At 58.7% G+C, this 26462-nt stretch carries 24 protein-coding genes; 18 read left to right on the top strand and 6 right to left on the bottom strand.

What is annotated here, in order from left to right; all coding sequences use genetic code 11:
• Positions 1–4: 4 nt before the first annotated feature.
• From ACN0SC_RS09750 to ACN0SC_RS09695, 12 genes are all read left to right on the top strand, one after another.
• The gene (locus tag ACN0SC_RS09750; RefSeq protein ID WP_417249485.1) at positions 5–1213 is read left to right on the top strand and encodes an acyl-CoA dehydrogenase family protein; all 1209 of its coding nucleotides are present in this window, start codon (positions 5–7) and stop codon (positions 1211–1213) included.
• A gap of 45 nt (positions 1214–1258) precedes the next feature.
• Complete coding sequence (locus ACN0SC_RS09745; RefSeq protein ID WP_417249484.1) at positions 1259–2833, top strand: AMP-binding protein; 1575 nt, start codon at positions 1259–1261, stop codon at positions 2831–2833.
• Entirely contained in the window at positions 2830–3903 is a 1074-nt protein-coding gene (locus ACN0SC_RS09740; RefSeq protein WP_417249483.1) for a phosphotransferase family protein, read from the top strand. The genes ACN0SC_RS09745 and ACN0SC_RS09740 overlap by 4 nt, the downstream gene beginning before the upstream one ends.
• Entirely contained in the window at positions 3900–4433 is a 534-nt protein-coding gene (locus tag ACN0SC_RS09735; protein WP_417249482.1) for a TRAP transporter small permease subunit, read from the top strand. The genes ACN0SC_RS09740 and ACN0SC_RS09735 overlap by 4 nt, the downstream gene beginning before the upstream one ends.
• Positions 4430–5737: a TRAP transporter large permease gene (locus ACN0SC_RS09730; RefSeq protein WP_417249481.1), complete on the top strand. Its 1308-nt coding sequence runs from the start codon at positions 4430–4432 to the stop codon at positions 5735–5737. Before ACN0SC_RS09735 ends, ACN0SC_RS09730 begins: the two co-directional genes overlap by 4 nt.
• 72 nt (positions 5738–5809) lie before the next feature.
• Positions 5810–6862 (top strand): TRAP transporter substrate-binding protein, encoded by a 1053-nt coding sequence (locus tag ACN0SC_RS09725; RefSeq protein ID WP_417249480.1) that lies wholly within the window; start codon positions 5810–5812, stop codon positions 6860–6862.
• Positions 6863–6988: 126 nt separating this feature from the next.
• Positions 6989–7978, top strand: a complete 990-nt coding sequence (locus tag ACN0SC_RS09720) for an NAD(P)H-quinone oxidoreductase (RefSeq protein WP_417249479.1) — start codon at positions 6989–6991, stop codon at positions 7976–7978.
• A 159-nt stretch (positions 7979–8137) separates the two neighbouring features.
• Complete coding sequence (locus tag ACN0SC_RS09715) at positions 8138–8503, top strand: hypothetical protein (RefSeq protein WP_417249478.1); 366 nt, start codon at positions 8138–8140, stop codon at positions 8501–8503.
• Between the two features lie 365 nt (positions 8504–8868).
• Positions 8869–9708 carry an MbnP family copper-binding protein gene (locus ACN0SC_RS09710; protein WP_417249477.1) on the top strand — a complete coding sequence of 280 codons (840 nt, stop codon included), beginning with the start codon at positions 8869–8871 and terminating at the stop codon, positions 9706–9708.
• A gap of 3 nt (positions 9709–9711) precedes the next feature.
• Complete coding sequence (locus tag ACN0SC_RS09705) at positions 9712–10890, top strand: MbnH family di-heme enzyme (protein ID WP_417249476.1); 1179 nt, start codon at positions 9712–9714, stop codon at positions 10888–10890.
• Positions 10887–11729, top strand: a complete 843-nt coding sequence (locus tag ACN0SC_RS09700) for a copper uptake system-associated protein (RefSeq protein ID WP_417249475.1) — start codon at positions 10887–10889, stop codon at positions 11727–11729. The genes ACN0SC_RS09705 and ACN0SC_RS09700 overlap by 4 nt, the downstream gene beginning before the upstream one ends.
• A 52-nt stretch (positions 11730–11781) precedes the next feature.
• Positions 11782–12300, top strand: a complete 519-nt coding sequence (locus ACN0SC_RS09695) for a copper chaperone PCu(A)C (protein ID WP_417249474.1) — start codon at positions 11782–11784, stop codon at positions 12298–12300.
• 211 nt (positions 12301–12511) lie between these two features.
• Here the strand turns inward: ACN0SC_RS09695 and ACN0SC_RS09690 are convergent, their stop codons facing one another.
• The 4 genes from ACN0SC_RS09690 to ACN0SC_RS09675 all read right to left on the bottom strand — a co-directional run bounded on the left by ACN0SC_RS09690 (position 12512) and on the right by ACN0SC_RS09675 (position 19674).
• On the bottom strand, positions 12512–15013 hold the full coding sequence (locus ACN0SC_RS09690) for a cation:proton antiporter (RefSeq protein WP_417249473.1): 2502 nt from the start codon (positions 15011–15013) through the stop codon (positions 12512–12514).
• Positions 15014–15371: 358 nt separating this feature from the next.
• On the bottom strand, positions 15372–15968 hold the full coding sequence (locus ACN0SC_RS09685; protein ID WP_417249472.1) for a hypothetical protein: 597 nt from the start codon (positions 15966–15968) through the stop codon (positions 15372–15374).
• 460 nt (positions 15969–16428) lie between these two features.
• Positions 16429–18837, bottom strand: a complete 2409-nt coding sequence (locus tag ACN0SC_RS09680; RefSeq protein ID WP_417249471.1) for an ATP-binding protein — start codon at positions 18835–18837, stop codon at positions 16429–16431.
• Positions 18838–18939: 102 nt separating this feature from the next.
• The gene (locus tag ACN0SC_RS09675; protein ID WP_417249470.1) at positions 18940–19674 is read right to left on the bottom strand and encodes a winged helix-turn-helix domain-containing protein; all 735 of its coding nucleotides are present in this window, start codon (positions 19672–19674) and stop codon (positions 18940–18942) included.
• Between the two features lie 241 nt (positions 19675–19915).
• On the opposite strand from ACN0SC_RS09675, the gene phnD reads away from it, so the two are divergent.
• The 6 genes from phnD to ACN0SC_RS09645 all read left to right on the top strand — a co-directional run bounded on the left by phnD (position 19916) and on the right by ACN0SC_RS09645 (position 24468).
• Entirely contained in the window at positions 19916–20899 is a 984-nt protein-coding gene (gene phnD / locus ACN0SC_RS09670; RefSeq protein ID WP_417249469.1) for a phosphate/phosphite/phosphonate ABC transporter substrate-binding protein, read from the top strand.
• A gap of 63 nt (positions 20900–20962) precedes the next feature.
• Entirely contained in the window at positions 20963–21736 is a 774-nt protein-coding gene (phnC, locus tag ACN0SC_RS09665) for a phosphonate ABC transporter ATP-binding protein (protein ID WP_417249468.1), read from the top strand.
• Positions 21733–22524 (top strand): phosphonate ABC transporter, permease protein PhnE, encoded by a 792-nt coding sequence (gene phnE / locus ACN0SC_RS09660; protein WP_417249467.1) that lies wholly within the window; start codon positions 21733–21735, stop codon positions 22522–22524. Before phnC ends, phnE (ACN0SC_RS09660) begins: the two co-directional genes overlap by 4 nt.
• Entirely contained in the window at positions 22521–23318 is a 798-nt protein-coding gene (gene phnE / locus ACN0SC_RS09655) for a phosphonate ABC transporter, permease protein PhnE (protein WP_417249466.1), read from the top strand. Before phnE (ACN0SC_RS09660) ends, phnE (ACN0SC_RS09655) begins: the two co-directional genes overlap by 4 nt.
• 336 nt (positions 23319–23654) lie before the next feature.
• The gene (locus ACN0SC_RS09650) at positions 23655–23801 is read left to right on the top strand and encodes a hypothetical protein (RefSeq protein ID WP_417249465.1); all 147 of its coding nucleotides are present in this window, start codon (positions 23655–23657) and stop codon (positions 23799–23801) included.
• 103 nt (positions 23802–23904) lie between these two features.
• Positions 23905–24468 carry a hypothetical protein gene (locus ACN0SC_RS09645; protein WP_417249464.1) on the top strand — a complete coding sequence of 188 codons (564 nt, stop codon included), beginning with the start codon at positions 23905–23907 and terminating at the stop codon, positions 24466–24468.
• 40 nt (positions 24469–24508) lie between these two features.
• Here ACN0SC_RS09645 and ACN0SC_RS09640 read toward each other — a convergent pair whose 3' ends face one another.
• Positions 24509–25861, bottom strand: coding sequence for a sensor histidine kinase (locus ACN0SC_RS09640; RefSeq protein ID WP_417249463.1), 1353 nt, complete (start codon positions 25859–25861; stop codon positions 24509–24511).
• Complete coding sequence (locus tag ACN0SC_RS09635) at positions 25858–26421, bottom strand: molybdopterin-dependent oxidoreductase (protein ID WP_417249462.1); 564 nt, start codon at positions 26419–26421, stop codon at positions 25858–25860. The genes ACN0SC_RS09640 and ACN0SC_RS09635 overlap by 4 nt, the downstream gene beginning before the upstream one ends.
• Positions 26422–26462 lie beyond the last annotated feature (41 nt).

The raw sequence follows: 26462 nt of genomic DNA, 5'->3' as shown, positions 1-26462 counted from the left end.
CATCATGGACTTCGCGATTTCCCCCGAGATTGAGGACTACCGCACCCGCATTTCCCGCTTTGTGGAAGAGGAAATCATCCCTCTTGAGGCAGAGCGCAGCTCTTATGATGCCCACGGAAATATCAACGAAGATCTTCTGGGCACGCTGCGCGAGAAGGCCAAGGCCGCGGGGCTGTGGTGCGTGCAGCTCAAGCCCGAGACGGGCGGCAAAGGGCTGGGTATGGCTGGTATGGCTGTCTGCTACGAGGAGATGAACCGCTCGATTTTCGGGCCAGTGGTTTTCAATTCCGCCGCACCCGACGATGGCAACATGATGGTGTTAGAAAAGGCCGCGACCGATGCGCAGAAAGAGCGCTGGCTTGCTCCCATCGTGGAGGGTCGCGTCCGCTCGGCATTCGCGATGACCGAGCCAGGACCCGGCTCTGGCTCTGATCCCTCGATGATGCTGACCAAGGCCGAGCGGAAGGGTGACAAATATGTTATCTCCGGTCGCAAATGGTTCATCACTGGTGCTGAGACGGCGCAGCATTTTATCTTGATGGCGCGAACCTCCGATGATCCACGCCGAGGACTTACGGCATTTCTCTTCGACAGGGATCAGTCCGGCTGGCACATCGAACGGCGCATTCCGATCATGGGCCCTGAAGAGCATGGCGGGCATTGCGAACTTGTCTTCGACAATCTGGAGGTCGATGCCGACAACGTGCTTCTGGGGGAGGGGCTTGGCCTCAAAGTCACGCAGATGCGTCTCGGACCAGCGCGTCTGACCCATTGCATGCGCTGGTTGGGCCTGTCCAAACGCTCTGTTGAGATTGCTCAGGACTACGCCTCCGAACGCTACGCTTTCGGCGAGCGATTGAGTGAGCGTGAGAGCATCCGCCAAATGTTGGGCGATCTGGCTATGAAGATCGAGATCGGGCGGCTTCTGGTGATGAAGGCGGCTTGGGCGCTCGACCAGGGAAGCTATGCGCGCAAGGAGGTTTCGATGGCCAAAGTGCATGTCGCCAACCTGCTGCATCAGGCGGCCGACACGGGCATCCAGATCAATGGTGCCCGGGGCTATTCGGGCGACACGCCGCTTGAGTGGATCTACCGTTATGCTCGCCAGGCGCGTCTGGTTGATGGTGCGGATGAAGTCCACAAGATGGTCTTGGAACGGTTCCTGAGCAAGGAGCGCCGTGACTTCTGGAGCTGGGAGGTCTCTGGAAGCTGATTTCGACAATCCTGTAAAACATCAAGGCATGAGGAGGTGCCGATAATGTTTGAAGACCCGCATCTTGCGGCTCGCGCCGCCAATTTCCGGCCCCTGACGCCGCTTGATCTGCTGGATCGCACAATCGAGGTGCACGGCGGACGTCTTGCCGTGGCATGGCTCGAACACACATGGACCTATGTCGAGTTCGGTGCGCTGGTGGCCCGTATGGCCGATTGGCTGCGCACACAGGGCGTGGGGCAGGGCGATGTGGTCTCGGTCATGCTGACAAACCGGCCCGAGATGCTGGCTGCGCATTTCGCGGTGCCAGCCCTGGGCGCGGTTCTCAATACGCTAAACACCCGTCTCTCGTCGGGCGAGATTTCCTATATTCTCGAGCACGCTGGCAGCAAGCTTGTGCTGTGCGAGCCGCGGACAGCCGAGGCGCTTGCGCAGGCGACCGTGCCTGTCACCTGCTTGTGTGGCGCGCCAGCCGATGGGAAAGGCCTCGATCTCTTCCACGGTTCGGTGCCTGCGCTCGACTGGTCGGGCAATGTTCTCTCCGAGACTCAGGCCATCGCGCTAAATTACACATCTGGCACGACTGGCCGCCCGAAGGGGGTGGTCTGCACCCACCGAGGGGCCTATCTCAACGCGGTCGGTAACGTCATGTCGCTGGGGTTCACAGCGGAGACCAGCTACCTCTGGACGCTGCCGATGTTCCATTGCAACGGCTGGTGCCATACTTGGGCGGTCACCGCAGTTGGTGGCCTGCACGTCTGTCTGGAGCAGGTTGAGCCCGCGCCGATCCTGAAGCTGGTCGACCAGCACCGCGTCAACTTCATGTGCTGCGCGCCAGTTGTCCTTTACATGATCCTCGATCATGGCGGGGTTGGGCCTGCGCATCGAGTCAAGGTGATGACCGGCGGCGCCGCACCCACGCCCACCCTGTTGGCGGGGATGGAGGAGCGGGGCTTCGACCTCCTGCATGGTTACGGATTGACCGAAAGCTACGGACCGGCCACGTTCAATAATCCTGGTGCGGATGCGCCGGGCACAATTGAAGACCGTGCGGCGCTGCTGGCGCGACAGGGCTACCGGCATTCCACCAATGGCGGGATCGCCGTTGTCGACGAGGGCGGCAACGAGGTGCCTCGAGACGGCACCACCGAAGGCGAGATCGTCCTGCGCGGCAACACGGTGATGGCTGGGTATTATCGCGACGCCGAGGCGACTGAAGCCGCTTTGACTGGCGGTTACCTTCACACTGGCGATGTCGCCGTGCGCCACCCCGACGGTCAGATCGAAATCCGCGATCGGGCCAAGGATGTGGTCATATCGGGCGGCGAGAACATATCGAGCATCGAGGTCGAGACCGCGCTTCACAAACATCCCGACGTGCTGCTGGCCGCTGTGGTTGCTGCGCCGCACGAGAAGTGGGGCGAGACGCCTTGGGCCTTTATCGAGCCGCGCAGAGGCGCTAGCCTGACCGAGGCCGATCTCGAGGCGTTTTGTCGCGAGCATCTGGCGGGTTTCAAACGGCCGCGTCGCTTCGTCTTTGGTGAACTTCCGAAGACCGCGACTGGCAAAATCCAGAAATTCCTGTTGCGGGAAACCGCCAATCAAATGGTGACCCAATGAGTGGCCTTGATACTGCGGCACTGCGCGACTGGCTGAGCCGTCACTTTCCCGAGGATAACGGCCCTGACGTCGCGCTGGAGGCCGAGCCGATCAGCGGCGGGCAATCAAATCCCACCTATTTCGTGACTTGGGGCTCGCGGCGGCTGGTGCTGCGGCGCAAGCCCGCGGGGGCGATCCTGCCTGGCGCTCACGCCATCGAGCGGGAGTTTCGTGTGCTTCGCGCGCTGGAAGGCACCGACGTGCCCGTTCCTCGTGCGCTGGTGCTTGAAGAAGATGCCGAGGTTCTGGGCACGCCCTTCTATGTGATGGAGCGGCTTGAGGGGCGCGTATTCTCGGACTGTGCGCTGCCTGGACTGAGGCCTGAGGAGCGTCGAGCCATGTATCTGTCCATGGCCGAGACGTTGGCTAAGCTTCATGCGGTGCGGCCCGAGGAGGTGGGGCTGGGCGATTACGGTCGGCCTGGCGGTTACTTCGCACGGCAGTTGCGACGTTGGAGCGAGCAATATGCCCAATCACCCAGTCCACGCATCCCTGCGCTCGACCGGTTGATAGACTGGCTACCTGCCAACATGCCCGCCGATGACGGTGCGGTCTCCATCGCTCATGGTGATTTCCGGCTGGGCAACATGATGTTCCACCCCACCGAGCCGCGGGTCATCGCGGTGCTCGACTGGGAGCTGTCGACCCTTGGTCATCCGATGGGCGATCTGGGCTTCTGCGTCATGCCCTGGCAGACTGCGCCCGACGAATATGGCGGCATTCTGGGCCTCGATAATGCGGCGCTTGGCATTCCCTCGCGTGAGGAGTTCGTGGCTCATTACCACGCCCATGACCGCCTGAAGGCGGAACTCACCCGTTTCCATCGGGCCTTCGCGCTCTTCCGCTTCGCGGTGATTTTCGTGGGTATCGCTGACCGCGCTGGGGCGGGCAACGCCGCCTCGGAGGAGGCGGCAGAGCTCGGCCCGCTGGCCGAACGTTTCGCCATCCGCGCGATGCAGGCGGCTGGTCTCGACCCGTCAGGCGAGACAGAGCCGAGTAGAGAGACTGAAGTCCGAAAGGTCGTGACATGACATTGCTCAGACATATCGAAAATCTAAATGTGCTGATCGGCAAGGCGGTGTCCTTCCTGATCTGGATCGGCATCGTCGTTTTGTGCTGGGAGGTGGTCGCTCGCTATGTCTTTGGCGAGCCCACGATCTGGGCGCATGGTTACACCCAGCGCATCTTCGGCGCTTATTTCGTGATGGTGGGCGCCTATACGCTGATCCGCCGCAACCATGTCCGCGTCGACCTGCTGCTGGGCACACGGTCGCCGCGCTTTAACGCCTTTCTCGATTTGGTCAATTGCGCCTTCCTTATCATCTGGGGCGTTGTCCTAGTCTGGGAAGGGTTCTGGCTGTTCGAAGACGCCTGGCGCTTCAACGAGCTGGATGACAGCGTGCTGCGTCACCCGATGTGGCCGATCAAGCTGGCGCTGTTTCTGGGTGCCCTTCTAATTACCGTCCAGGGGGTGATCGAAGCGCTTCGCTCGCTGGTGCTGATCGTCAATCCCGACGCCGACATTCATCCCCCCGAAGCGCAGAGGAGTGAAATTCTATGAGCCCTGAAATCCTCACGATCGGCATGTTCGGAATGGTGCTTGTCGCCATCCTGTCAGGCGTGTCGCTGGCCTTCGCAATGGGCGGCACCGCTGTCATCTTTGGTCTCCTGACCTTCGGCGGAAACGGCATGTATTCGATCGTCACGACAATGTTCGGCTCCATGTGGTCGATCCTGCTGTCGGCGATCCCACTGTTTGTGTTCATCGGAGTGGCGTTGGCACGTTCAAAGATCGCGCATGATCTCTATCATGCCTTTTACCTGTGGTCGGGGCGCACCAACGGGGGCCTGCTCTTGGGCACGTCAGGGTTCGCCGCAACGCTTTCGGCGATGACCGGGAGCTGCGCTGCCTCGACCATGACGACCGGCCTTGTCGGGATTCCAGCAATGGACAAGCGCGGCTATGATCGCTCCTTCGTGCTAGGCACCATCGGGGCCTCGGGCACGCTAGGCATCCTGATCCCGCCGTCGATCACGCTAATTGTCATTGGCATGCAGACTGGCCAGTCCGTCGGTCGGCTGTTTATGGGGGGACTCGTCTCGGGGTTGCTGCTGCTGGGTATCTTTCTTGCCTATGTCGCAATCCGCAGCCACATGCGGCCCGAGCTGGCCCCTGGTGCCGCTGAAGTGGCACCGCTAACCGAACGGCTGCGTGCCCTGCGCTCGGTCTTCCTGCCGCTCATCATTATCCTGTCGGTGCTGCTCTCGATCTTCGCTGGCATCGCCACCCCGACCGAGGCCGCAGCCGTTGGCGCCGCGGCCGTGGTCATCTCGGTCGCGATCCGACGTGAACTGAACTGGAGTTACATTAAGGACGTCAGCTTTGAGACCGCCGCGATGACCGGGATGGTGATCTGGATTGTCTTTGGTGCGAACGCCTTCATCGCCGTTTATGGCGGAGCAGGGGGCACAGCTTTCATGCAAGGCTTCCTGCGTGGCCTCGATGTATCTCCGATGATGATGATCTTGATTCTGCAGGCTGTGACGCTGGTGCTGGGCATGTTCCTTGACCCGATCGGGATCATTCTGTTGATCTTGCCGATATTCTTTCCCATCGTGCTTGAACTTGGCTTCGATCCGATCTGGTTCTGCGTCCTGTTCCAGCTGAACTTGTGCATCGGATACATCTCGCCGCCTTTCGGCTACAACCTGTTCTATCTGAAGATCCTGAGTCCAGAAACGCCGATCAGCGCGATCTATCGCTCAATCACTCCCTTCTTCCTGTTGATGCTCTTCACCGGGGCGCTGATCTTTCTGTTCCCGCAGATCATTACCAATTTCACCGATCTTCCGAAGCGGGTCTAACCCGCATCGGCAGCTACCGCCTCGCAGGAGGAGCTATGCGGAGCGGTCCCTTAACCCTAGTGGAGGAACAACATGACGATAAACAAGAAGTCGCTTTCTCGGCGCAACCTTTTGACCGCAGGTACGGCGGCGGGGCTCGGCACGGTTCTGGCCGCGCCTGCGGCCATTGCCCAGAGCAAGACCACTTGGCGGATGCAGACCCACTGGCCCACGGGCAACTGGTACTACGAGGACGTTTTCGTAAACTTCGCCAACCGCGTGACGGAGGCAACTGGCGGCGAGCTGACTGTCGAACCCGTCCAGAACGACGGTATCGTGCCCACTGGTGAAGTGCTGAACGCAGTCCGCCGCGGTCTGTTGGAAAGCGCCTTTATCTATCCATCCTACTGGATGGGCCGGATCCCCGTTGCGGGCCACCTCAACGGCAACATAGGCACCTTTGGTAGCCATGAAGAGATGCACATGTTCATGTATGAGATGGGCGCGCTGGACATTATCCGCGAAGCCTATGCCGAGCAGGGCATCTATCAGGCGGGCCCTGTTTCTTACGCGGGATTGGCACTCTACTCCAACCGCCCGCTGGTGACTAAGGAAGACTTTGCTGGCTGGCGGGTGCGCTCCACAGGCACCGCCGCGATGGTGCTTGAGAAGATGGGCGCTTCGCCTGTGTCGATCCCAGGCGGCGAACTCTATCAGGCGCTGCAAACTGGCGTTGTCGAGGGCGCGCACTGGGGCTCGATCTCGACCGGCTGGGGTATGAACTTCCAGGAAGTGACCAAGTACATCGTCCAGCCCGATCTGGTGAGCCAGTTGAACGGCGAGGTCATGGTCGGTATGGAGGCGTGGAACGCCATCGGCGACGATTTGAAGGCGACCTTCAACGAGATCGTCCGCGCCACCAGCGCCGACGCCAGCGCTCATTTCCTGCATCAGGATCTCGTGCGCAAGGACGAGTTCGTAAAGGAGCTTGGCGGTGAGATCACCAATCTCGAGCCTGCCGTCGTTGAAGAGCTTCGCGTCAAGTCGATGGAAGTGGTCGACGAATACGCCGAGCGTGATCCCAATTATTCGGGTCGCGTGGCTGAACTGCTGCACGAGTTCATGCGCCTGACTGGCAAGGCCTGATTCGACAAGGCGGGGACCCTTCCTAGGCCCCCGCCTACCTTTGCGGCGCGTCGCTCTTCGAGCGATCCGAAAACCGAATTTTCATACAGACACCTGGGCGCAAGCCCCAAACACCGAGGCTCAAAGATGAAACTCCCCGATACCATGCGCGTGGTCGAAATCTCCGAATATGGTGCTCCCGAGGTGCTAAAGCCTGCGACCCGGCCGGTTCCGCAGCCCGGTCCGGGACAGATCCTAATTCGTGTCAGTCATGCTGGCGTGAACCGTCCCGACGCATTGCAACGCGCAGGCAATTATGCGCCGCCCCCCGGTGCCTCGCCCCTTCCTGGGCTTGAAGGCGCGGGCTATGTGGTTGCGTTGGGCGAGGGGGTGACGCGCTGGCAGGTTGGCGATGCGGTAACCGCGCTGCTGCCTGGGGGCGGATATGCCGAATACGCAGTGACTCATGCCGATCATGCCCTGCCTGTGCCTGAGGGTTTGACGATGGAGCAGGCCGCGGCACTTTGTGAGACCTATTACACGGTCTGGACTAACGTCTTCATGCGCGGCGGTCTGGTGGAGGGGGAGCGGTTTCTCGTCCATGGAGGCTCATCGGGGATCGGCACGACCGCCATCCAGCTTGCCGCGCTCCGCGGCGCACAGGTATTCGCTACCGCTGGTTCGTCCGCGAAATGCGAGACCTGCAGAGACTTGGGTGCGAAACGCGTCATCAATTACCGCGACGAGGACTATGTCGAGGTCATGAAGTCCGCGGGCGGTGCGCAGCTCATCCTTGATATGGTGGGCGGTCCCTATATTTCGCGCAATCTGGATGCCTTGGCCAATGACGGGCGCCTCGTGCAGATAGCCTTCCTGCAGGGCGCCGATGTGCAACTGAACATGACACAGGTAATGACACGGCGGCTGACGATAACCGGCTCAACCTTGCGACCCCAGAGCGACACTGCGAAGGCTAAGATCGCCGAGGCGCTTCTGAAGGAGGTCTGGCCTCATCTGGAGGCGGGCCGTATCGCGCCAGTGATGGACTCGGTTTATCCGCTGGAAAAGGCCGCCGAGGCCCATGCGCGGATGGAAGCCTCCGAGCATATTGGTAAGATTGTTTTGCAGGTTGTTTGAGCCTCATGGCCGCAACCGCTGAGCCCGGCCCGCAGTAGAGCAATTGGCTGACCGCTCTGGACGATTCCAGTCTATTTCCTGATACGCGCGCTAATGATCGCGCGTGCTGGCAGGGGCGGGTGTGTTGACCATTGATGGGTAAATAGTTAATCGAATTTCATGTTCAAACGGGTATCGCATAACATTCACAGGGTCGCAGTTGTTGCTCTGTTGACCGTTGCGCTTGTCGCGACGGCGTTTGCCCATCGTCTCTCGAACCCCTCTGACCCCGTTTTCGAAGCATATGTCATCGCGGGCGGTGATATATCAGACCTCTGTGGTGGTTCGGGGTCAGGCGGCCAGACAACCCACAGCGATTGTCAGGCCTGCCACATCATCGGCTCTGTCCTTCTTCCCGATCACCTGCCGAGCAGAGTCGAAGCGGATTACATCTTTGTCGCAACGGTAATCGCGCCACAGGAACGCCGCGCCATACGCGCAGTTCTGGACCCTGCGCGCGGCGTAAGGGCCCCGCCGCTGGCCTGATCCGCCTTTATACCGCTCACTCCAACCCACCCTCGCGCCACATGCGCAAGACCTGATCGAATCCGCATTTTCTGCGGCTCCTGACGGTTCTTGGCATCACGCAAACCGTGTCATCTCCGACACGCGTCATGGCCGTGGCACCGCAGCCGGATTTGGACTGATTGGTTGAAGGCGCCCCCTTGGGCCTTGGCGACACACAGGTTCGCCCCCAACCGTACCAATCACCCGAACACCATTCCAGAGGATACCCGACGTGCCCTTGTCACCCAGATTGCGTCGCCGCCCTGCCGCGTCCCTCGCGGCCTTCCGGAACGTCCCCCGATAACTTTCAACCGATCCCAACTCTTCTAAAGGAGCTTAAAAACATGAAACATATTCTCGCACTCTGTGCTGCCACCGCGCTTGCGTCACCGGCATTCGCGGAACAACCCGTCACCATCAACTTTACCGCCGAAATAGACGGCGAGGCGTTTTCCTGCACCGAGACTTACGACAATCTGGGCAGCACCGACGCCAGCGTTAAAGGCACCGACTACCGCATGTTCGTATCGGCGCCGGCGCTCATCCGCACCGATGGCACGCTTCAGCCCATTGCGCTGGAACAAGACGGCAAATGGCAGGTTGACGACATCGCCCTGCTGGACTTCGAAGATGGCACTGCGGGCTGCAACGGCACAGGCAATGCCGACATGAACACCAGCCTGCGCGGTACTGTTCCCGAAGGCGAATACCAAGGCCTCGCGTTCAACATCGCCGTGCCCTTCGAGAAGAACCACGGCGACCCGACGCTTGCCCCTGCCCCGCTGAACGCAACTGGCATGTTCTGGAACTGGCGCGGCGGCTACCGCTTCGTGCGCATCGACATGGTGCCGACAGACAAAGCAGAAAACGGGCCGAAGGGCTGGTTCCTCCATCTCGGCTCGACCATGTGCAAGGCCGCGTCCAAAACGGAAGCTCCGAGCGCCTGTGCCAACCCCAACAACCTGTCTGTGACCTTTGCCGAGTTTGACCCCGCCAGCAATCTGGTCGTGATCGACCCTGCGCCAGTGGTGGCCGAAGCAGACCTGCGCATCAACGCAGCGGACACATCCCCCGGCTGCATGTCCTTCCCCGGCGATGCGGATTGCGTAACGGTGATGGAAAAACTTGGCATGGCTTACGAGGATATTCCCGCAGGCCCCCAACAACTCGTTTCGGTCCGTTAAGCCATGCGCAGGGCATTCGTGGCGCTCACAACTCTGGTCTTCACCGTGGCTCATGCGCGCGGGGAACAGAGCATTTCCTTGCCGGAAGACGCTCCCTTTGTGTGGCCAATTCCAGCATGGATGGCGCCGCCTCCCGTGCCCGAGGACAATCCGATGACGTCGGCCAAAGTCGAGCTTGGCCGGCGTCTGTTTTACGATGCGCGCCTGTCGCTGGATCGCACTGTTGCCTGTGCATCCTGCCACGATCAGGCCCGCGCATTTACCGACGGGCGCCCACTGGCCATAGGCATCGAGGGCACTGTCGGTATTCGCAACGCTCCTTCTCTGGCCAATGTCGGATACTTCCCCCTGCTCACTTGGGGAAACCCGCATATGACCTCACTGGAATTCCAATCGCTCATCCCGATGTTTGGCGACAACCCTGACGAGATGGGCGGCAACGGGCGCGAGGTCGAGATATTTTCCCGCCTCGCGGACGATCCCTACTACAGGCACGCCTTCGCCGAGAGCTTTCCCGAGCGGCCTCAGGTTGATCTCTTTACTGTAACCCGCGCACTCGGCGCGTTTCAACGCAGCCTGATCTCTCTCGACAGCCTCTATGACCGTTTCAAATACTGGGGCGAGGAAGATGCATTGTCAGATGCGGCAAAACGCGGCGAACAGTTGTTCTTTGATCATCGCTTTGAATGTTACCACTGCCATGTCGGCGTGCTTTTCACCGACAACCTGCAAACCACGCGCAGCGCGATGGCCGAGACAGGAAGCCACAATACCGGCCTCTACAACATCGACGGGAAGGGGGTCTATCCTCCTCATGCAACAGGGTTCTACGAGTTCACCGGCGATCCTGCGGACATGGGGCGGTTTCGCACTCCGAGCCTGCGCAACGTCGCTGTAACCGCGCCTTATTTCCACGATGGATCGGCCGAAACACTCGAAGATGTTCTCGCCCATTATCAACGCGCGGGTCGCCTGATCGAGGATGGCCCTTATGCCGGTGATGGTGCCCGCAATCCCCATAAAGACGGCATGGTTGTAGGCTTCAAAGCCAGCGAGCAAGAGATTGCGGATATCATTGCCTTCCTCGAAAGCCTCACCGATGAAGGATTTCTGACCAATCCCGCCTATCGTGATCCCTGGCCTGACGACCATCCGGCCACAGTCAACAGGATGATGCCATGAGGTTCCTTGCCCTGATCCTCGCGCTTTGCGCCGCCGTGCCCGCAACGGCACATGAATTCTTCCTGAACGGCTTGCAGATCATCCACCCTTCGCTGCCCGCCACGCCCGTCAATGCCAATTCCGCAGCCGTCTATATGGCGCTGTCCAATGAGAGCGATCAGGACGAACGCCTGCTGGGCATTGAAACCCCCTTCGGCACGGTGCGTTTTGTGCAACCCGTCACCGATGCCGAAGGCAACATCCGAATGCAAGAACGTGCCTGGGTCGACATTCCGGCGGGCGAGATCGTGTTGCTTGCCCGCGGCGAGCTTCGCGGCAGTCTGGCGAATGTGAACCGTCCGCTCATGGAGGGCGGCGAACTCACAGGCACAATGATTTTTGAAAAGCGCGGGCGGTTCGACATGTTCTTCATGATCGACCCCGTCGAAACAGAAACCGAACATGATCCTGTGTCCGAGATCCAACACGCAGCCCCGCCGATCGACCGCGCGGCTGCCGTTTCAGACATTGCAGCCAGCCTTCGCCACACGCTTGGATCGCCTGATGCGGTCATCGCTCCGGTCGTGCTGTCCGAAAACATTGCAATTGCAGGTTGGTCGCTCGGCAACATTGGTGCGCGCGCATTTTTGCGGCGAGGCGCAGACGGCTGGAATGTCGAGCTATGGTCAAACGCCAGCCTGCTTCAGCCCGCGACCCTGACAAGCCTCGGCGTTTCACGCCGTCAGGGCGACCCGCTACGCGCCGAAATGCGGGCACAAGAAGCAGCACTCGGCCCCGCCTATTCGCGCCGTTTCGATGCCTTTCCGGGAACCGCCTACCCGACACACTCACAGCCATAGCGCCCCATGTTTTCCAGAAACACCGAACAGCCCTGACACCAAAGGATAGACCATGAAACTCTTGCTTATCGCCGTCCTGACGGGCGCAACGCCTTTCGCCACGTCTGCTGTCGCGGAGGATCATACGCCATCCGCAGACGAAGTGCAGGTCGCGGAATTGTCCGTCACCGGCGCATTCATCCGTGCCACCCTGCCACACGCGCCCGTCGCCGGCGGCTATATGACCATTGCGAACCACGGCATAACAGACGACCGGTTGCTTTCCGTCACAGCCCCAATCGGAGAACGCACGGATATCCATGAAATGACGATTGAAAACGACGTCATGACAATGCGCGCCTTGCCTGACGGGCTACCCGTTCCCGCCGGAGAAACGGTGTCATTGCAACCTGCGGGCAACCACCTGATGATCATGGGCCTGAGCGCCCAGTTGGTAGAGGGGCAAACATACGACCTGACCCTGAAATTTGAAAATGCCGGCAACGTCACCGTGCCGTTTGATGTTCTGGCACTCAATGCACGCAAGCATCCGGGATTGCAGGAAACGGACACACAGTCGGTCGAGAAGTGAAGCCGCCGCGCCCACTGGAATGGGGAGCACCCCACAGACGACAGAGAGGCGAGGGGGCGAAGCGGGCGGAAGGCTGTGTTGCAGTACGTGTCATTGCAACTGGACACCTTTGGACTTCACGGGGTGGTCGGACTGAATGGCGAGGGAAGAGCACGCTTTAGTCCGTGGACTGCGGACTTCTTCCCGCCAGTTCTGGCAGGGTGTCGCTCCCTCATTCTTCTGGCACGAGGCCGGCGGGATCCACCCCACGCTTTTCGGCACTGATGCGGACAGCCTTGCGAAGGGCTTGGCTTCGCTGGAGCAGGCGTCTGAAACGGTCTTCATCAAGGACAAGCAGCGTCGTTGGTGCAATGGCGCGGACATCGGCGCGGCGAGCTTTGTGGGTGAGAATGGCCATTTGGCCGAACATTTCGCCGCGGCCCAGTCGCCACGTCTGACCTGCGCTTTCAAGTTCAACGGCACCAGTCGCGATAAAAAACACTCGTTTGGCGGCGCTTTCCTTGCGCAAGATCACTTCGCCAGAATCGACATAGCGCGTTGATAGAGAGCGCGCCAATCGCTTGATGGCACCGTCATCAAGATCGGCAAACAGCGGAAATTGCGCGACAAAAGCCGCCCGCCGCACCGCCACATCCAGACGCGGCCGCCGCTCGGCCGCCACTCTGCGTGTGGCCAGATCTTGCATCAGCGCGGTATGGACTTCGGAGCCAATCAAGCCGTCTTCGCGCATGGCGACATATTCCCGCTCTTCCATGCGTAGTGCTGTGCGGCGGATGAATCGACGCTCCAGCTCTTCTGCGTAGCCGGGATACTGCAGCCTCAGCCCTTCCAGTGCTGTTTCAAGGGTCTCGATCCGTCGGGTCAGAAGATCGTGTAGCAACTCGGCCACCCGCCGTCCGTGAATGCGGCGTATGCGACCGTCGATGAATGTCCCGAGATCGCGCAAAATCAAACGTTGCGACAACAACTGTTCAAACCGGTCGGCCGTCATGCGGGCGAGTGGGCCGGATACTCCGAAACGACCATGCAGAATGACCGAGGCCCTAAAGGCACGGCTATAGGCGACGCTTCGGCGCGCGGCGCGCTGGTATCCGCTTCGACCTTGTGTTCGAGCGCCTTCGATAAGGTTGTCTGCATCCGAAAGCACCACTTCCGCCATGCGGGCGGAGATCGTCCGCTCGCGCACCCGTGCAAGGATCGTGTCGCGTTCGTGGCCCGCGAGCGCGATCAGGCCCAAGGCGATACGATCGCGATCCAAAATGTCGGCGCTTTCCTCAGCCTTCGTCACGGCCAGATCGAGGCGTTCGCCAAACCGCTTAGCCTCTGATCGCACGGTATCGCGATTGAGCTCGTAGTTCTCTGTGGTGCGCGCTACGTCTTCGCGTACGGTCTGTAAGGCAACGGCCACGACCTGCCGAGATAGCGCCTCGTCCAGCGGAGACAGGCGGTCCAGCCCGAGCCGCCCGATGACCCAGCGGAGTGTGGTGCCCTGAACCAGAAGCGTGAACAGGGTAAACCCAGTGGCGAGAATGCCGACCACGCGCTGAATGCCGTCTGGTACGCGAACGCTCTCCGTCACGGCGAGGGCCAGCGCGAGCGTTACGGCCCCTCTGAGACCGCCCCAGAGGATCGCAACCCGATAGGGGCGTTCGACATTCGGAGAGAGTTTCAAGGCGGTCAGTATTGGCATCAGTCCGAACAGGATTGCGGTGCGCGCAACGATGGCCGCACCGATGACTACGCCGACGAGAAGGAAATCCTCGAGCCGCACCTCTTCGAGCAAACTGGGAATCAACAGCGCGGCGAGGATGAAGATGAGCGCGCCAGCCCAATGTGCAAGGACGTCCCAGAGCTCACGCAGGTTGGTCCACGACTGAGGTGGCAGGCGGCCGGGCGCCGTCAGGTTCAGGGTCAGTCCTGCGACGACCACGGCGATCACACCCGATGCGCCCACGCTCTGCTCAGCCACGATGTAAGCCAGGTAGGGCAGTGCCACCGAGATCGACAGCTGCGCAAGTTCGTGGCGGGCAAACAACGCCATAAGCCAGATTGCAGCCCGCGCGGCCAGCCAACCCGTCAGGGCACCGCCCGCGATCAGGATCGGAAACCGTGCCAGTGCATCGCCCAAGCCAGGGTCTGGGATGCCCAGCATCACGAAGCCCATGAAGAGACCGAACAACGCAATCGCCGCTGCATCGTTCAGAAGGCTCTCGCCCTCAATGATCCGCGCCAAACGGCGCGGCGCCGAAATCGAGCGAAAGATAGAAACCACCGCCGATGGATCGGTCGTCGACACGATGGCGCCGATCAGAAGACAGGCCGCCAAGGGCAACGTACTCGCCCAAGACAGCGCGTAGCCGACGGAGACCGTGGCCACCACGACAGCGACCACCGCCAGCACAAGGATCGGCACCCAGTCGTCCAGCATCCGCCGAAGGTTCATGCCCAATGTTGCCTGAAACAACAGCGTGGGCAGGAAGACGTAGAGGAAGGCATTGGACCTGATCGGCAGGTTCAGGATTGCCTCGGCAACGGGGTTAAGCGCGTCCGTAAGTTCCGTTCTCAGAAAAAAGGTCGCTCCGGTGCCGATCAGAATGCCAAGGATCGCAAGTATCACGCTGTATGGGAGACGTACGCGCGCAGCGAAGGGTTCGGCGGCGCCGATGACAAGAAAAAGCGATGCAATAATCGTAGTTGCAAGAATGATGTCCATTCTTTGGAAATATCACATGACAGCCGAGACGCACCCAAATTGTCGTGTTTTGAGGTCAAGAATTTGCTATCCCGCTTCAATTCGTCGCTGAGCCTGCTGCTGCCTATTATGAGCCACTGGCTTTTAATTGACAGAGAAGGCGTGCGCCGTACACGGAACAAACTAAGCGTCCGAGTGTCTGGAATTGGCGAAATTCACGCAAATTGCGGCAAACGGCTGTAATCCGCGGGCTCCTTTTAAAGAAGCTTTGCCATCCTGTTATTAGGGACAGGCTGGCTGGTGTTCCCAAAACTGAGTGCTCCGATCCCTGAATGCAATGGGGGTCTCAGGCACGCGACCCAGTTCAGCCCACCCACCATCATGTGCCGAGCGCGGCAGAGATCGCCATTCCACTCCCAAAGAGCGGCCAGACGAACTGTTCCTTGTGCGGCAGCCGTATCATAACCCATGCCATCAGCCCGAGCATCGCCAGCCATCCAGCACTCAAAATATACGGTAGGCGCAAATCATAAGTCGTCACCCGATCCAGATCTTCACTTTCGGGGGTATCCAGCAGGCGGCTGAGCGCTGGAAATTCGCCAAGATCAACAATCGGACCTTCCGTGACTTCGAGCGTCACTGGTTTGCCGAAGAGAACCGAGCGGTGGATGCTCATCGACATCCCTTCCATCATCAGGCTCGGAAAAGCCCGATCATAGAGCGCTTTCGGTGCATCAATTGTGAAAGGCTTTCCATCGACATCCGCGAGAGTGATTTGGCGGGTTGAAGTGAATCTGTATGTTCGGGTCGCGAGATTTGGCAACACGGTCTGATGCGTGTCGCGCCGAAGAATGGTGACCCGCTCCGCATGGGTCGGGAGAAAGCGGGTTGCGAGGTCACACAGGACGCCTGTTCCTAAGACAACAAAGAGACCGACAAGCACTGTAACGGCGATTGTGCGTGAGGGTTCTTTCATGGCAGTCACTCATCTCGTCGGCTGCCATTGGCAGATATGTACCGGATGTTCTGGAAATGGCTCGGCGGTGCATTTTCGAACATTGAAATGTTCGTTTGATCAAGCCGCTGCGTCAAGCCTCATCCTCGCGAATGGCTGAACCAATGAATTCCATCCGTCGACTTTTCGCAATTGGTATGCTGACCCGAGGCTTGCTCGCACCGGCAGGGATCGTCGTCATATCGAACGGCTGCGCGACCTAGGAAACCTGTCACTTGTCGTCGGCGCGTTGGCGATTACCCTCACCGTTTGTGCTGGTAATCGCTTGAGATCAAAGACGGGACCGAACGCCCAAACTTGCCTGACCCTCGCCAATCACGCGCTAAACCCTACTCCATAATTGGGTGTCCCGTTGTGTGCGATGAAAGCCTGGCTCACCTTCGGCTTCTTCGCCTTTCAACCCGCCGTTGGGAATGGAATGCTAACCGCCCTCGGCTGCCTTCCCTTTTACCTCTGCAACCGCACGGATCAGGTCTGTTCTGGCGACGGGCTTCGGGAGCATGGCGAAACGACCGTCAAACCGATTTAACATTGGAATATTCGACGGAAGACGTGATGATATCAAAATAGCATAGGATTTCTGGTTTCGCTCCAGTGCGAGATTGATCAGTTGCGTGCCGGAGTGGCCGTGGTCGAGATTGAGGTCGGACACCAGTAGGGAGATGTCTTGCGTCTGCAGTATCTTGTTTCGGGCGTCGGAGAAGTTTGTCGCGACTGACGTTTTGTATCCGATGGACGCGAGGGCGCTTCTTAGGGATGTTGCCGTGTCTGGGTTGTCGTCGACAACGACTGCCGTTCCTGCATGGGAAATGTCATCCGATGCAACGAATGGCCCATCTGAGAGCGGGAAGCGGATCGAGATGGTTGTGCCCTCTCCGATAGCGGATTGAATATTGATACTGCCGCCCGATTGCGTGACGAAACCATAGACCATGGAAAGACCCAAGCCCGTGCCTTCGCCGTTCGGGCGGGCGGAATAGAACGGCTCGAAGGCGTGGCGGCGTGTTTCTTCCGTCATTCCCGCCCCGTCATCCTTAATGGATAGGACCGCTTGCCCATCCTGCGACGTTAGATTGATCCAGATGTTTCCTGTGTCCGCAAACGCTTGCGCGGCGTTCATACATACGTTCAAAAGCGCACTTTCCAATTGACCAGGGTCAAGAGTGACATGCAACGGTGTGGCGCCCAAATCAAAATGCAGGGCGACGGTTTGGGGCAGGGCAATATCGAGCAGATCCTGCATTCCTTCAACCAATGCCACCACATCGACAACCTCAGGTTCAAGTTGCTGTTTGCGAGCAAATGCAACCAGCCGCTCCGTTAGCGAAACCCCCATATCCACAGCCGTTCTGATGCGCCTCAGGCGGGTAGAGGTGGCAGCGGCATCTCCTGTTTCCAACAGGTGCAGATTGCCCGAAATCGTCGACAGGATATTGCCGAAGTCATGGGCCACTTCGCCCGTGACCTTTCCGAGTGCCTCGACGCGGCGAATTTCTTCGAGGCGGTCTTCGATGCGTTTTCGCTCCGTGGCCTCGGACAACAGCCAGACCGAGCGCCCGTCAGGCAGTTGCGAGGACCGCACTTCGATCACGTCGCCTCTGAAGTTCGTATATTCGTTGTATCCCCCGCGATCATCCGTATCGTTCTGTCGCCGAAACGCAGACAGTGCAAAGAGATCGTCCATGGATTTAGCATGTGTGTCGGCATCAACAGGAATATTCAGAAGTTCGCGAAGTTTGTCATTCTCCGCTTCGATGTAGCCCTGTGGTGTGAGGATCGCCACGCCGTCCTTGATACCACTAAAGACGCTGGAGAAGAGCGTGTTTTGGCGAATGATCTGCGCTGTCCGACGATCCAGCTTTCGGGCATTGGATCGAAACACGCCGAACGCATTGAACAATTGGCCGATTTCATCGCCCGTATTGTCTTTGTCTGGCAGCGTTACATTGTGGTCGCCCGACGCCAGTTGGTGCATTCCATCGGCAATGAGGCGCAGGTTTCGCGTCACATAGCGCGACACATAGAGCGACGACATGACGGCGACGCCCGCGCTGAAGAGTGCGAGGAGCGCAACGCCTGCCTGCGCGAGTTTAAGATCGTTCGTAGTGCGCATCCGCGCCATGCCAAGGCGGTCTTGCGCCGCTTGCACACGCTGGGTGGCATAGCTGCTGATGTCGCCCGATAGCTGACGTATACGGAAAAGGGCATTTTCGGCATCCAGCGCGGCTGTGAGGGACTGGTATTTGAGTTGGAACAGGTCGCTGGACTGGCTTGTCAGAACGGCTTCTATGTCTTGTAACCCGCGCTGCGCAACCTTGGTGTCGGGAAGCGTGGCGCGGCTTTGATTGTAGCGGCGGTTGATCTCACCCACCTCCAGAATTTCACGAGCACGGCTAACGCTGCGCGCCTCACTGGTCAGACGGTCCAATGCGGCCCAGACCAAACGGTCGTTAAGCGCCGCATCGGTGGAATTGGCCTGTCTCTGAAACCGAACCTGTAGGCGCGCCAAATTCATATCAATCTGCGCGACCTCAGTTTGCAACATGCTTTGTGGGGACGACACCCGTAGCAGGCTGGCTATGGCCGCCCTGATGCGCGCAAGTGGTAATACAAGATCCTCGTTGCCCTCAGTCAACGTTTCGAGGCGCTCGATCGTTTCCAATACAGCATCTGCATCGGCCTGCCGCTGGTAGGGCACCTGCACCGTCAAAAGAAACGGGGCGGCCGTTGCAAGGTCGGCTGCGTTGCGTGACAACTCCATCGCCTGCGACACTTCCGTCAGGGTGTCTCGGTGCGTTGTCTCCAGCCATTTTTCGGCGTTGCGGAGCATTACAAGACTCACGACCGAGATGACCATTGTCACCGCGCATAGCGTTAGGATCGCGATTGAAAGCCGTGCTTTGACGCTGTGGTTGCGAAGAGGATTGGGCACCTATTTGGCCTCTAATTCGAAGAAATACCCCTGCGAACGACGCGTTTGCAGATGCACGGGTTTGGAGGGATTGTCCTCTATCTTGCGACGCAGGCGCAGGATCAACACGTCAATTGTTCTGTCGACATAGCGTTCCATATCGGAGCCGAGTTCCGACAATAGTTCGGGCCTTGAGATCACCCGCGACGGATTGCGTGCGAGATATTCGAGGAGCCGATACTCGCCGTTTGTCAGGGGAATTTCATGGCCCGCGTCATCCAAAAGAACACGGCTTTTCAAGTCGATCTTTTTTCTGCCGAAAACAATCGTGTCTTCTGGCAGGGAGGGCGCGCGGTTTACCCCATGCCCGTATCTGCGCAAGACGGACCGTATGCGGGCGACCAGTTCGCGCGGGTTGAACGGCTTCATAAGATAATCGTCTGCGCCCGTTTCAAGGCCGATGATCTTATCGATCTCGTCGCCAACGCCCGTGAGCATCACAATAGGCAAAGCGTAGCGCGCGCCAATCTGGACGGCCAGATCGAGCCCTGACTCGCCGCGCAATCTCAGATCAATGATCGCAAGATCGACCGCGGGCGGCTCGCCAAGGTTCATGAAGTCGGCACTGCTTTCGCAGGCGATCGGGACGAAGCCACTGCTGCTGAGCAATTCGCATAGGGTTTCGCGCACTTCTTGATCGTCATCGATGATCGCGATGACAGGCGGCGCTTGCTCGTCGCTATGAATGTCCGACATCACCCTGATCCTCCCCGATGCAGCGCTATGACAAATCCTGTCTTAATGTCTGCGAGGATAAAGGAAAAGTCGGCGTAAAAAACGCATCTGTAACACTGTTAACATTAAATCGGATAGTTGTAACGGAGTGTTAACACAGCCGTCCTCGCGCCAAGCCGGGGGATGCGATTAGGCTGACCGGATCGCGTGGTAGCGGTTGGAGGATCCTACCAGATAGCGAGAATAAACTAGGGAGAGATACATGACTTTTAAACTGACCAATGCAGCTATGGCTGCAAGTCTGATTGTGCTTGGTGGTGTTAGTGCCGCTGTCGCCGATGACTGCCCCAACCGCGGCGCTCTGGACGCACTGTATTGCGATGCCAATGGCGACCTCGTTGCAGATACCCCCACCGATCCGGCGGAACTGAACGATCCGAACACATTGGTTTTCGCCTATACGCCAGTTGAAGATCCTGCCGTATATGCTGATATCTGGGCGCCCTTCATTTCCCACCTCGAAGACGTAACGGGTAAAGATGTTCAATTCTTTGCCGTTCAATCCAACTCCGCCGAGGTCGAGGCAATGCGCTCAGGCCGCTTGCATGTTGCAGGCTTCTCAACAGGCCCCACACCCTTTGCTGTGAACCTCGCTGGCGCCGTGCCTTTCGCGATCATGGGCGCAGAAGACGGGCAGTTCGGCTACCGCCTTCAGGTATTCACTCAGGCTGACAGCGACATCCAAGATGTGTCTGACCTTGCAGGCAAGCGCGTGGCACATACGTCGCCCACCTCGAACTCGGGCAACCAAGCGCCGCGTGCCTTGTTCCCCGGGCTTGGTGTTGTTCCTGACGAAGATTACGAAGTGGTCTATTCGGGTTCCCACGACCAGTCCATGTTGGGCGTAGTTGCAGGCGACTACGACGCAGCTCCCGTTGCATCGGAAGTGGTGGACCGCATGGCGGAACGCGGGCTTTACGACCCTTCGGACGTGCGCAAGATCTGGGAAAGCGATCCGTTCCCGACAACCTCCTTCACGCTGGCGCACGATCTGGATCCAGAGCTTGCCGAAAAGATCAAAGAAGCATTCTTCTCCTTTGAGTTCGCGGGCACCGCACTGGGTGACGAATTCGAAGGCGTGAGCAAGTTCATCCCGATCACTTATAAGGATCAGTGGGCTGTGATCCGTGAAATTCAGGCCTCCAACGGCGTTGAATACACACCACAGGGCCTCGCTGACAATTAATCCCATCTGCATTGTGCCACCCCACCCAACGGGCTGGGGTGGTGCGCGCAATTGAGAGGCAACATGCTAGAAATTAAGAATCTCGTGAAAAGATACGGGGATGGTGCGCCTGTCCTTAAGGACTTGAACCTGTCGGTTGAGGGTGAGCAGCTGATGTCGATCATTGGATCGTCTGGTGCTGGTAAAAGTACGCTTCTGAGGTGTGTAAACCGTCTGGTCGAGCCTACATCGGGCAGCATCACTCTGAACGGCACCGATTTCACCAAACTTGGCGCAAAGGAATTGCGCAAAGCGCGTCGTCGGATCGGCATGGTGTTCCAAAGCTTCAATCTGGTGGATCGGTTGAGCGTAATGGAAAATGTCCAGTCGGGACGGCTTGGCTATATCTCGACATGGGCGGCGATCACGCGGCGTTACCCTGCCGAAGACATTGAGCGCGCGTTCGAGTTGATGGAGCGCGTTGGCATTGCCCAATATGCGAACAAACGTGCGGACGAGCTTTCGGGCGGCGAACGTCAACGTGTCGGAGTTGTTCGTGCCCTGATGCAGCGTCCCGAAATTCTGTTGGCCGACGAGCCGACAGCGTCGCTTGACCCGAAAACATCCGAGCAGATCATGTCGCTCCTTCGTGACCTCGCGCGCGAATTGAACCTGCCAGTGATTATAAACATCCATAACGTGACCGAAGCTAAGGAATACAGCGACCGGATCGTTGGTATGCGTTACGGGCGGATCATTTTTGACGACAAACCCGCCGCGTTGGATGCCGCGCAGATGGAAGAAATCTACGCGGGCACCCCGTCCGAGGATCGGCAGGAAATGGGGGCGGTCGCATGACCACCCAGACGACTTGGCGCAAAACGCCATTCATTAAATCACCTGTCGTCCGATGGGTGTTTTATATCGCCGTCGCGGCCTATGTGGTCGGGACAGTCGCAACTTTGCCTGTCGATTGGGAACGCACGTCGCAGGGGATGACACGGGCTGCCCGCATCTTTAGCGGTGCTTTTCCGCCTAGCTTTGATCGCTCGGGTCTCTTGATTTCGGGCTTCTTGGAAAGCCTGAAAATCGCGATCCTTGCAACGACCCTTGGAATGTTCCTGTCCGTACCTTTGGCGTTCATGGCGGCCCGCAACATCTCGCCCAAACCAGTTTACTTTCTGGGGCGCGGGATCTTCATTATTGCACGCAGCTTCCATCCCGTGATCGTCGCGATCATTTTCGTGAAGGCCGTGGGTTTCGGCCCCTTGGCTGGGACGCTGACGTTGACCGTCTATTCGATTGGTTTCGTAGCCAAGCTTCTGGCGGAGCGTATCGAAGAGATTGATTTTGGACAGGTTGAAGCCATGCGTTCTGTCGGGGCGCCGTTCTTCAGCACGATGATCTACGCGATTGTGCCGCAAATCATGCAGCGCCTTGTCGGGCTGGGTATCTATCAACTTGATAGCAACCTGCGGGCCTCTGCTGTGGTCGGGATCGTGGGCGCGGGGGGCATCGGGGCGACCCTTGCCAATGCGTTTGGCCGTTACGACTACGACTTCGCGCTTGCCATCACCATGGTTATCGTCGGCGCGATCCTGATTTCCGAAGCCGTCAGCGGTATGATCAGAAAGCGGATGACATGACACAGAATCCTACTCTCGAATGGGCGCGGTTTACGCCCGCCCAGCGTATGAAACGTTATGTGGCTTTGCTGGCTGTTACGCTGGTGGTGGTCTGGGCTCTTGGCAGTATTGATGTGATCTGGGAATGGGTCTGGGATGCACCATTGCAACTGGCTGACCTTTTCACCCGCATGGTGCCGCCAGATCCGACCAACCTGCCATCCATCCTTGAAGCCACGTGGCAAACGATCAATATCGCCACGATTGCAACGATGTTTGCCGTCGTGCTGTCTTTGCCCGTGGCCTACATCTCGGCGCAGAACACGACGCCGAATGTGGTGTTCCTGTGGATCGGCCGCTTCATTCTGGTGTCGTCGCGTTCTGTGAACACGATCATCTGGGCGCTGTTGTTCGTGGCCATCTTTGGGCCAGGGATCATCGCAGGGATCATCGCGATCATGTTCCGCTCTATCGGGTTTCTTGGCAAACTGCTCGGCGAGGCAATCGAGGAGATCGACACCGATCCGGTTGAAGCGCTTGAGGCCTGCGGCGCGTCGCGGTTCAAAGTTGTCCTCTACGGTATTGTGCCTCAAGTGATGCCTGCGTTCTTTGCAATCAGCATCCTACGCTGGGACATCAACCTGCGTGAGTCCACGGTTCTGGGTCTTGTCGGCGCAGGCGGCATCGGGATCATCTTGCAGGGCGCGATTGATACCTTTCAATGGCAGGAAGTCTCGATGGTCTTGCTCACGATCCTCGCTCTTGTGATTGCAGGTGAGGTGATTTCATCGGCTCTTCGCAAGAAACTGCTTTGAGATAGATGGCTTTCGGGGGGCGGTGGATATTCATCGCCCCCGACATACTCCAAGCGCCAGTCGGCGTGACGGCCACCACGGCATAGCCCGCGGTAAAAACCACTTCCCCCCAATAACTGACCGTTCTAACGGGAACGAGATACGTCGAGGTGCGCGTCTTGATATGACGGCCCGTCCGTGCGTCGTTTGGGACGGGAGAGATACGGCTGGAATGATGGGCGCAGGAGTGCCCCCTTTAAACGAAGGGGGACATATTCTCCGCCGCAGCGTAGTTTCTGGGGTATTCGCGCAGCGAAATTTACCCGTTTGTTAGCCAATTTTCCGAGGCTCGGCGACATGGAGAAGACCGCTATTACTCTGTCTGTCTTTGGGGAGCTTGCCCCTTTGTCGGTGTCCGCCGCCGGAGTCATCATGACCGCGATGTCGGAGCTGGATTTTTACGGCGTGCGCTACAGACTAAATGAGGAAGGCGCGTTTTCTTGATCTGAGCAATCAGAGCGTTCTCGGGCGGGTAAACGCCGCGGCAGGTGAGTAGCCGAAAGAGCGTTGCAAAGTTGTCCCCATCACCAAAAGAGAGGCCCCAGATATGAAACGTGATCTCCTGACAAGCCTTAGAAAACTCGCATGTTGCGCGATCGTTTGCGTCTCTCTTCCTGCTTTGGCTCAGGATGCCGAACCAATGGTCTACTGCGAATATCAGCCGTCACTGGAGGATCTGGTTGGGGACTACACGGTGATCACAGGGCCGGGCTTCTTGATTTCGGGCGGGAACGTGGTTCCGCTGCCTCAGGTACAAACGAGCCAAGCAACGCTTGCGTTGGTTGATGGGGCGCTTGTGTTCTATGCCGATGATGTTCCCCCCGTCGAATTGATGCCCGTTGGCGACGATGAACACGACTGGACATGGTCCAAAGACGACATTCACGAACTCAGCAGCCGTGAACTGAGCCTTGTGAAGGGATGCGATGTCAATTCGTTGCTCCGCTTGACGGGAAAGGGGATCGGGACTTCACAGGAAGGGCGGCAGTTCGAATTCAGTATCCGTATTTTTGCTGAGAGTAAGGGCGTGCTTTCCGCTGGAGAGTCTTTCTGGATAGTCGACGGCATGGCGATGCGGACCCGTGTCAGCATGGAGGCCGTCGGCAGGTAACGTCGCATGGGGAACGCAGGTGCGTTGCGTGGGACAGGGGCTATCCCTCCGCCTTGCCGTCCGATACAGGCCAATCGATCGGCAGTTTGAGAACGAAGGTTGAACCAAGCCCCGCATGACTGATGCATTCCAGATCCCCGCCCAGCAGTCTTGCCAGTTGAAGAGCAACGGATAGACCAACGCCAACACCAGGGACGCCCTCGGATGTGCTCGCGCGATAGAAACGTTTGAAAAGTTTCTCCTGCTCGTCTTCGGGAATGCCCACGCCACTGTCTGTGACCGTAAAGTGTATCTGCCTGTTCTTACTGGAAACCTGAATGGATACAGGCTCGGAACTAGGCGAATATTTCACGGCGTTGGAAATGAGGTTGTTCAGAATTTGTTCGGCCAGAAGCCTGTCGGTTTCGAAGTATGGTGGGACTTCATCAGCGATTACCACGTCTACGGTGCGATCGGGTGTCTCGGTCAGTTGTCGCCGACGGATCTGTTCAACAAGGTCTTCGATCTCACAGCGTTGCGGATCGGTTGTGACCTGTCCCGCTTCAAGGCGGGCAATGTTGAGGGTCGTGCCGATCAGATCGGTGAGGCCGCCGACCTCGGCGCGAACCAGCTCGGCCCGTTTGGCAATCTCCGCACGCGGCATGGAGTCTCCGCTGCGCAACAGGCGTTGCATGGAAGAGTCGATCACGGCCAGCGGGGTGCGAAACTGGTGGGAGACCAAGGCGACAAAGCTGCGATAGGCTTCCACGATTTCCTGCTCGTGCTCAAGCGATCGGCGAAAGCGCTGCCGGCCTGCCATGGCGCGCAGCATCGTTACCGAGATGAACACGCCAAGAACAATGATCGCGACGATCGAGATGATGACTTGCGTAATCGCTTCGCGATGCCTGTCTAGGCGCGCGCCGTTGCCTTCCCATTGCCGCACCATCGAGCGGTTGCCCGCGAGGCCGAGGTCGCGGATCAAGGGTTGCAACTCCTCGTGTAGGCCCGCCGCCACTTCAATGTCTCCGTGAGACAGGCCGAGGATATCAGGGCCGCGCGCGATGATATCGCGCCGCGCTTCGTCGATTGATTTCGCTAATCCAAGTTCATCAATGTAGCGCGCCTGAGGTCCATCGGAGAGCAGCGTCAGGCGGCTGAGAAGAACATTATAGCGCCTCTCGATCTCGGCATCCGTCTGCGTTTGGCCGACCTGCTTGGCAATTGCCGCATCAACCAAAAGCGCCGCCGCATGTGCCTGCGAGATCGCCCAGAGCATGTTGTCGCCTTCGTTCCTGCGCATCTCGGCTTCTGTCTCGGCAAGGCGGAAGAAGGCAAAGACGAGCAGGACCGCGAAAGCGGCAATGGCGCAGCACGCCACGACAAAGGCCAGTTTGTCGGTTCTACGGATCACTGGATGTCGAGGTGGATCAGTTGCCAGACCCAGCGGTAGTCGTAACGGATGTCTTGTAATTCCTCATGGTCGTCACGTGGATAGACGATCCACAACGGCCCTTTGTCGCTCGGCAACAGGAGTTCGCCATCCATATGAGTGGCCGCGACCACGTCGAACCCCTCGAAGTCCTCCATCGGAATGTCGATAATGTAGTCGTTCAGGGCGGTGGCTGTGACCGTCTTTCCCTCCGCGCCGACCAGATCGAGGAGGTCGCGCATCAACACACCGTCAAAGCGATTGACGCCATCCGTCACCACAGTGCTTGTCTCCAGAACGAAACGGGGCAGGGCATCGATCATGGCTGCATCAAGAAGAGCGCTATCAGGGGCGTTTTGGTGCGCGATGTTTCCCGTGATGGTCAATACGACCTCGCCCGTTGGTGCGGGCAGGTCCAGATCATCTGCCTGCGCTGCCGCTGCGCCTATACCCAATATCACTACGGCCAGCGCCGAAAGGGGAGGCGCCCAATGATCTTTGTGCCCTGTTGTGGACATGACTGGCGCATAGCCGCTGTTCATTGTGTGTCTCCAGTTAAAGTTGTTGAGCTGGCGGTTTGAGC

It is taken from the genome of Celeribacter sp. (assembly GCF_048261515.1).
In the GTDB taxonomy this organism is placed as follows: domain Bacteria; phylum Pseudomonadota; class Alphaproteobacteria; order Rhodobacterales; family Rhodobacteraceae; genus Celeribacter.
Note: the sequence above shows the minus strand (reverse complement) of the source record. Positions and strands in the feature narration are given on the sequence as shown.